This window comes from Pedobacter sp. 10L46_2, assembly GCF_056395165.1.
On sequence record NZ_JBFTIZ010000242.1, the window covers coordinates 1 to 6,359 of the forward strand.

At 33.1% G+C, this 6,359-nt stretch carries 9 protein-coding genes; all 9 read left to right on the forward strand.

What is annotated here, in order from left to right:
* Positions 1 to 524 (forward strand): hypothetical protein (locus tag AC1DDX_RS20715; RefSeq protein WP_477622510.1); only part of this gene is annotated, 524 nt, incomplete at its 5' end.
* Positions 525 to 573: 49 nt separating this feature from the next.
* The gene (locus AC1DDX_RS20720) at positions 574 to 1,704 is read left to right on the forward strand and encodes a putative phage abortive infection protein (protein ID WP_337717709.1); all 1,131 of its coding nucleotides are present in this window, start codon (positions 574 to 576) and stop codon (positions 1,702 to 1,704) included.
* A gap of 104 nt (positions 1,705 to 1,808) precedes the next feature.
* Positions 1,809 to 2,231, forward strand: a complete 423-nt coding sequence (locus AC1DDX_RS20725; protein ID WP_337717708.1) for a very short patch repair endonuclease — start codon at positions 1,809 to 1,811, stop codon at positions 2,229 to 2,231.
* 41 nt (positions 2,232 to 2,272) lie between these two features.
* On the forward strand, positions 2,273 to 2,464 hold the full coding sequence (locus AC1DDX_RS20730; protein WP_477612392.1) for a hypothetical protein: 192 nt from the start codon (positions 2,273 to 2,275) through the stop codon (positions 2,462 to 2,464).
* Positions 2,454 to 3,737, forward strand: a complete 1,284-nt coding sequence (locus AC1DDX_RS20735) for a DNA cytosine methyltransferase (protein ID WP_477622511.1) — start codon at positions 2,454 to 2,456, stop codon at positions 3,735 to 3,737. The genes AC1DDX_RS20730 and AC1DDX_RS20735 overlap by 11 nt, the downstream gene beginning before the upstream one ends.
* A 14-nt stretch (positions 3,738 to 3,751) precedes the next feature.
* On the forward strand, positions 3,752 to 3,934 hold the full coding sequence (locus AC1DDX_RS20740; RefSeq protein WP_477622512.1) for a DNA cytosine methyltransferase: 183 nt from the start codon (positions 3,752 to 3,754) through the stop codon (positions 3,932 to 3,934).
* On the forward strand, positions 3,931 to 4,983 hold the full coding sequence (gene dcm, locus AC1DDX_RS20745; RefSeq protein ID WP_337717705.1) for a DNA (cytosine-5-)-methyltransferase: 1,053 nt from the start codon (positions 3,931 to 3,933) through the stop codon (positions 4,981 to 4,983). Before AC1DDX_RS20740 ends, dcm begins: the two co-directional genes overlap by 4 nt.
* Positions 4,984 to 4,985: 2 nt before the next feature.
* Positions 4,986 to 6,095, forward strand: a complete 1,110-nt coding sequence (locus tag AC1DDX_RS20750) for a hypothetical protein (protein ID WP_337717703.1) — start codon at positions 4,986 to 4,988, stop codon at positions 6,093 to 6,095.
* Positions 6,096 to 6,103: 8 nt separating this feature from the next.
* On the forward strand, positions 6,104 to 6,359 hold a 256-nt coding region (locus tag AC1DDX_RS20755), incomplete at its 3' end, for an ATP-binding protein (RefSeq protein ID WP_477622513.1).

Consider the following 6,359-nt stretch of genomic DNA (forward strand, 5'->3'; position numbering starts at 1 on the left):
TTCTTGTACAGCTAAATGCAGATAAGTTGGATTTTTCTCCTGAATTCTTTCCAGTTTCGGGCATGTTATTAAAGCAATTAATTAAAAAAGTAAATAGTGGAAGAGATTATATCGATTATAATCCTTTGAAAAACCTCAATCTTCAAAACAACTGGGACATTTTTAAATACGACTACTCAAGTGGGCCAGTTAGTAAATTGGAATCTTTTAAATTATTTAAAAAAGAGCTTGAGAATTTATTTGATAAAGAAATGATGGTTGATTTCAGGACGAGGCTATCTAGTTTATTCGACTTCACTAATCAAACCTATTCATTTAACGATAGGGAGTTGTCTTTGCTACTTAGAAATGAAAAGGTAGATTATTCAATACTATCTTTGAATGTATTAAAGCATCTTCTGCTATTCATCGCAAAAAGAGATTACTCAACTGATAATTTTCTATTAAAGAGTGTTTCGACTGAGATTGTTATCGAAATAATTTCTCAGATTGAAATAAAGGATGGGCAAATGGATCCTGTATAATCTGTAAAAAAAATCTAATTAGTCTATGAGTTTAATATATTGTTGATAAATGAAAAAAAAAGTAAAAACTATCTTATACTTTTCTGTAGCTATTTTTTTGGTTTTGTCTATTCAATTGTTATTTCAGCATCCGCCTAATAACAAAAGCATAGCAGTGGATTTTACGGTTTTTGAGGGGTATGGGTCTGCTTTAACTGGGATTTTTTCAATTGTTAGTGTATACCTGCTTTATAAAACACTCACTTACCAGGTGGATTCTTATGATTTAAATCAATTCGAAAATCGAGTTTTCGAATTGATAAGATATCATAGAGATAATGTCGATTCAATAAAGATGCGAGCTCCTGACAAGGCAGAAGTGGTATATTATGATGGTCGAAAGGCATTACGCGAGATTCATAAACAGATGATTTTAATCATCAAGGATATAAGGGGTATATTCGAAAATAATAGTGCCTATAAAATATCAAATTTGAACGCTCAGAATATCGATGAGGTTGCAGATAGATTAAATCTACCGGTACACAAATTAGATTTATATAATGTTGCATATTTATGTTTATTTTTTGGATTAAGTGAGGAAGGGAAAATTTCCATAGAAGATGCTTTAAAGGATAGATATTCGGAGACTTGTATTAAAATGGTGATTGCTAAACTCAATAAAAGATCTGCCAAGTGGCAAAGGGAGAATAAGATCGGAGAAGGCCTGCCTGCTAAGTTCCCCTCAAAAAGTAAAACAAAATATTTCGGGGGACACCAGTATAGATTAGGACATTTTTTTAGACATCTTTTTCAAATCGTAACCTATATTGACAACAACAATGATATTTCTTTTGCCAAAAAATACGAATACGTTAAAATTCTGCGAGCCCAGCTTTCAACCTATGAACAAACACTGATATTTTTTAATAGTATAAGTAAATTAGGGATGGCATGGGAACTTAACGTAGATTGTACAGGAATTGCATCTAATAAACAAAAAGACTTTAAGGTGTATAGAGGGCTAATAACCAAGTATAATTTTATAAGAAATGTACCTAATGAATTTATTACTAGTATAAGAATTGATGAAATATATCCTAATATTACATTCGAAAGTTGTGAGGATAATAAGATTAAAAAGGACTTTCTAAGTATATACAAAAAGAAGGTTAAATATTTCAAAAATAGGGATGTCTGATAAACTACAACTATAGACTCCCTCCTTAGAGAATATTATACTAAAAAAAAGATTTGCCTCGCTAAATAGAAAATAATTTTGGTTAAGTTAGGTTTAAAAGAATTATGACAGATGTTCACTCTAAGGAAACCCGCTCTTATAACATGAGCAAGATTAAGGGGAAGGATACTGCCCCTGAGCTTTTAGTGCGTACATTTCTACATAAAAACGGTTTCCGTTATCGTATTCATGTAAACGATCTACCTGGTAAACCCGATATAGTGTTACCAAAATATAAAACAGTAATATTTGTCCATGGTTGTTTCTGGCATGGCCATGAAGATTGTAAATATTATGTGGTTCCTAAAACAAGAACAGAATGGTGGTTGAATAAAATCAATACCAATATCATCAATGACCAGATAACACAAGGTAAACTTATAGAGAAAGGATGGAGGATAGTTGAGATTTGGGAGTGTGATTTGAAAAAGGTCAAAATTGAAGCTACTCTTTTAGCGTTAAAAGAAAGTTTTGGTATAATCAAATAAAAAGTTTACATTTCAGTGCGGAAATAAGTAAAATTATAACCATGCGTACCAAGGAATTAAAGCTCTCATTTGAAAAAAAAACAGATAAATTGCCTCTTCTCGCGAATAATTGCAATAGCTCTATTGCTGAAATAAGAAATCAAAAAGGAGATATCTCTCTGATAATTCAAGAAAGAGAAATTAACACTTCTTCATTTTTCAGCAGTTTCAATTCTTCTGCTTATGAAGATTAATCAAACACAATCTATTAAACAAGCCAAAAGAAAGTACTCAATGTTAGAGTTTTACTATAAATTTTATAATAAGAAGTTTAAATTTAAATCCCAGCAGTTAGCTAATGAAATTAAGAATATCCTGGATAGTGAGCATTTTACTATTATAAATTCTTCTAAAGATCATATTCCGGTAGAATATAAATCCGGTCTTGGCGAGCCATTGTTTATTCTCCTGAATAATCTTTATCTAACGATAAGAAAAAATGATGGCAAAAATCATGCTCTTTTAAAAAAGTATTTACCTGAATTGAAAAAGAATCCTACCTCCACATATCAATTTGCCGATTTTTTCAGCGGGGCCGGAGGACTAAGCCAGGGGCTTATAAATGCAGGGTTTGAACCTGCTTTTGTTAATGATAACTATTTAGATGCGCTGGAAACTTATTATTTCAACCATACCCTGTCCCTGGACCGTTTCTTTAACGGAGATATTCAAGAGCTTTTTAATGATTTCAACAGTTACAAACATCTTTTTGAACATATTAAATTAGTAGCGGGGGGGCCACCGTGTCAGGGTTTTTCTAAAGCTAATCGAAGAAACTATGTTATAGATGATGAAAGTAAAGAAAAAAGATTCATAGAAGATAAGCGAAATATTTTATACAAATATTTTGTTGAGCTACTTGCTCTTATAAACCCTGATTTTTTTATCATGGAAAATGTAAGGGGAATGAAAAACGTAGAAAGCGAAATTGAGAAGGATATTAATGACAAAACAAAACAGAGCTACTCGTTTTCTCCTTTAACAATCGATGCACAAAGTTTTGATGTTCCTCAGAGCAGGCATAGATACATTCTTATTGGTGGTAGAAATTTTATGTTTATGGAGGGGGTAAAACAGACTCTTCTTAAAAGAAAGAAAATAAAAAGCCAGTATAATCTTAAAGATGCCTTGTTCGGACTACCTGAAATTGCAACAAACCCTGAAATCAGGAATCCGGATGTTGACGGGGAGATACATGGTTATGCTATAAGAAAGACAGAAGTACCTCTGAATGCTTTTTTAACTGATATAAATAATGGCAGGGGCTCAGCTTATTTATTTAATCATAAGTCAAGATACAATAATGAAAACGATCTGGAGATATTCAGACGGCTGCCTGAAGGAGCTAATTCACTTCATKAAAGTATTCAGGATTTAAGTAAATACAAAAACAGAAACCACATTTTTCACGATAAGTATTATAAACTTAAATCTTCAGAAGTATCAAAACAATCACATCACATATGAAATATGATTGCCACATGTATATTCATCCTACTCAAGCCAGAGGATTAAGTCCAAGGGAAGCAGCAAGAATTCAAACATTTCCCGATGATTATTTATTCAGAGGTGGATTAAATAGTTCGTATAAACAAATCGGTAATGCTGTTCCTGTAAAAATGGCCCACACAATAGGACAGGAGTTAATGAAATTTTACAAATGAGATATATAGAATTATTTGCAGGTATCGGAGGCTTCAGAAATGCGGCTGATCATTTATCTCTGGATACTGATCGGCAATTTGAGTGCGTTGCTTTTTCAGAAATTGACCATCATGCTAAAACAACATACTCTGCTAATTATAATATAGCAGACGAAGTCCAGATGAATGATATCATCAATTTTACAGATGATAAAGAAAACATACGGAAGCTACCTGATTTTAACTTGTTACTCGGGGGATTTCCATGTCAGGCATTTAGTTTATTAGGAAAACAACTTGGGCTGGAAGACGAAAGAGGGAAGATACTTTTTAGTATACATGAAATTCTAAAAGGAAAACAGCCGGAGTTTGTTGTCCTTGAGAATGTGAGGAATATCATTAACCATGACAAAGGCAAAACGCTGGAATTAATAATTAACTTCTTCAAAGAACATGAATACAAATATGTAAACTATGTTGTACTCGATACGCAGTCGTTTGGATTGCCACAAAGGCGTAGTCGCATCTTTTTTGTTTGCAGTAAAAAAGAAATAGAAATCGAGCTTACCGAAGAAGCTATTGTCAATAATTTTAATAATATTGATTATCATAGTTTGAATACGTACACTAATGTTTTAGATATTCTGGAGAGGGAAACTAACCAGAAATACTACCTATCCGAAAAAATAAAACATACCATACTTGATGGCGGCTCTAAAAATTTCTGGAGTAAATCTCAGATTGACCTAGATATAGCTAGGACATTAACTGCCACTATGGTTAAAATGCATAGAGCATGCCAGGATAATTACTATTCCGATGATTATATCTTAAACGGTCAATCTCATAAAGAAACAGCAAAAGAAGTTTTGTTTAAAAAGCCTGTGCGAAGGTTAACCCCACCAGAAGCTTTAAAGCTTCAAGGTTTTGATCAACCTTTTTTCGATAACGCAATAGCGGCGGGTGTAAGTGAGCATCAACTTTATAAACAGGCAGGTAATGCCTTGAGTGTGAATACCGGATATGCATTATTACATTACTTATTTGTCCGCCTTAGAATCCAGGATTAAAAATGAAACGTTCTCAAAATTTTTGGTTAGTTGCTTTGTTCCTTTCAAAATTTGGAACGCCAGATAAAGCAAATAAATATGCTCCTCCCATAGAGTTAAAAGTAAGCTCATGGAAAGATGCATATCAACTTTTTTTTGCTAACCTGGGAGAAAATAGAAAGCCATCTTCATTTGAACACAGTTTGAAAAATGCCCGGGATGCATTTGATAGTCACCTAAAAAAGTCCGCCCGAATCGGCTGGAAAGATGCCCGTGGACAGGCCGCGACTTTACCAAATGAGGCATTGTATATTTATAAAAAATATAAAAATGTTAAAAGAAATGATTTTTGGAGGGAAATTCAGGTCATAGTTTTGAATGATAAAGACACTGGTTCAGTTCAAAAGTCAGTTGCTCTGCCTGGCAAAAATCCGAACTGGATTAGGCAGGAACTGATTCTTGCCCTTGATTTGTACTTTGACCTAGATCAAGGACAAATGCATAAATCAAACGAAAAAGTTATTGTACTAAGTGATTTACTCAGAAAGTTATCTGTACATAAAAACATTCCTGACATAAAGAAATTCAGAAATCCAAGTGGGGTTGCCAGAAGATTAGGTAATTTTAAAGCGATGGACTCCGGATATGCAGGAGATGGTTTATCCAATTCTGGTAAACTGGCGAAAACGATATTTGATGAATACCGTATGCATCGGGGTAAATTGAAAGAAGAGGCTGATTTAATTAAACAATTTACGAATAATGTAGGAGAGGAACGATTAGCCGAACCTATTATGCCTTATGTTTCATCTAAGGAACGGGATTTTAAATTCAATTACCATAAAAATATGGAATTAAACCCACTAACTCTACGTTTAAAAAAGAATACTATTAAAACAGGCGAAATCTCCACATGCTTTGTATGCAATATGAATTCATTGAACACATATGGAACTTTAGGGGATGATTTGATGGAATTACATTACATAGGAGTAATTGATGAGTCATCATTAACCCGTGAGGTTAATCCTGATGATTTTATTTTCGTTTGCCCTAGCTGTCATAAGCTACTGGATATTCATTATACAATTATAACAGCAAGTGACTTAAGAAATATTATAACTCATAAATAGCAATTCTCATGAAGAATAAAGAAGCAAAATATGATATTATAAGACCAAAAGCTGAGTACCAATTTCAATCTGCAAGGTCTTACGGATATTCCATAGAGACTTCAATTGCTGATTTGATTGACAACAGCATTTCTGCTAAAGCATCTAAAATACATATATCTTTTGGAATAGATAGATATGCATCTTTTGTAAGAATAGAGGATAATGGGGATGGAATGAATGAACAGCAATTGAAAGATGCAATGAGGTTGGGTAGTTTGGACC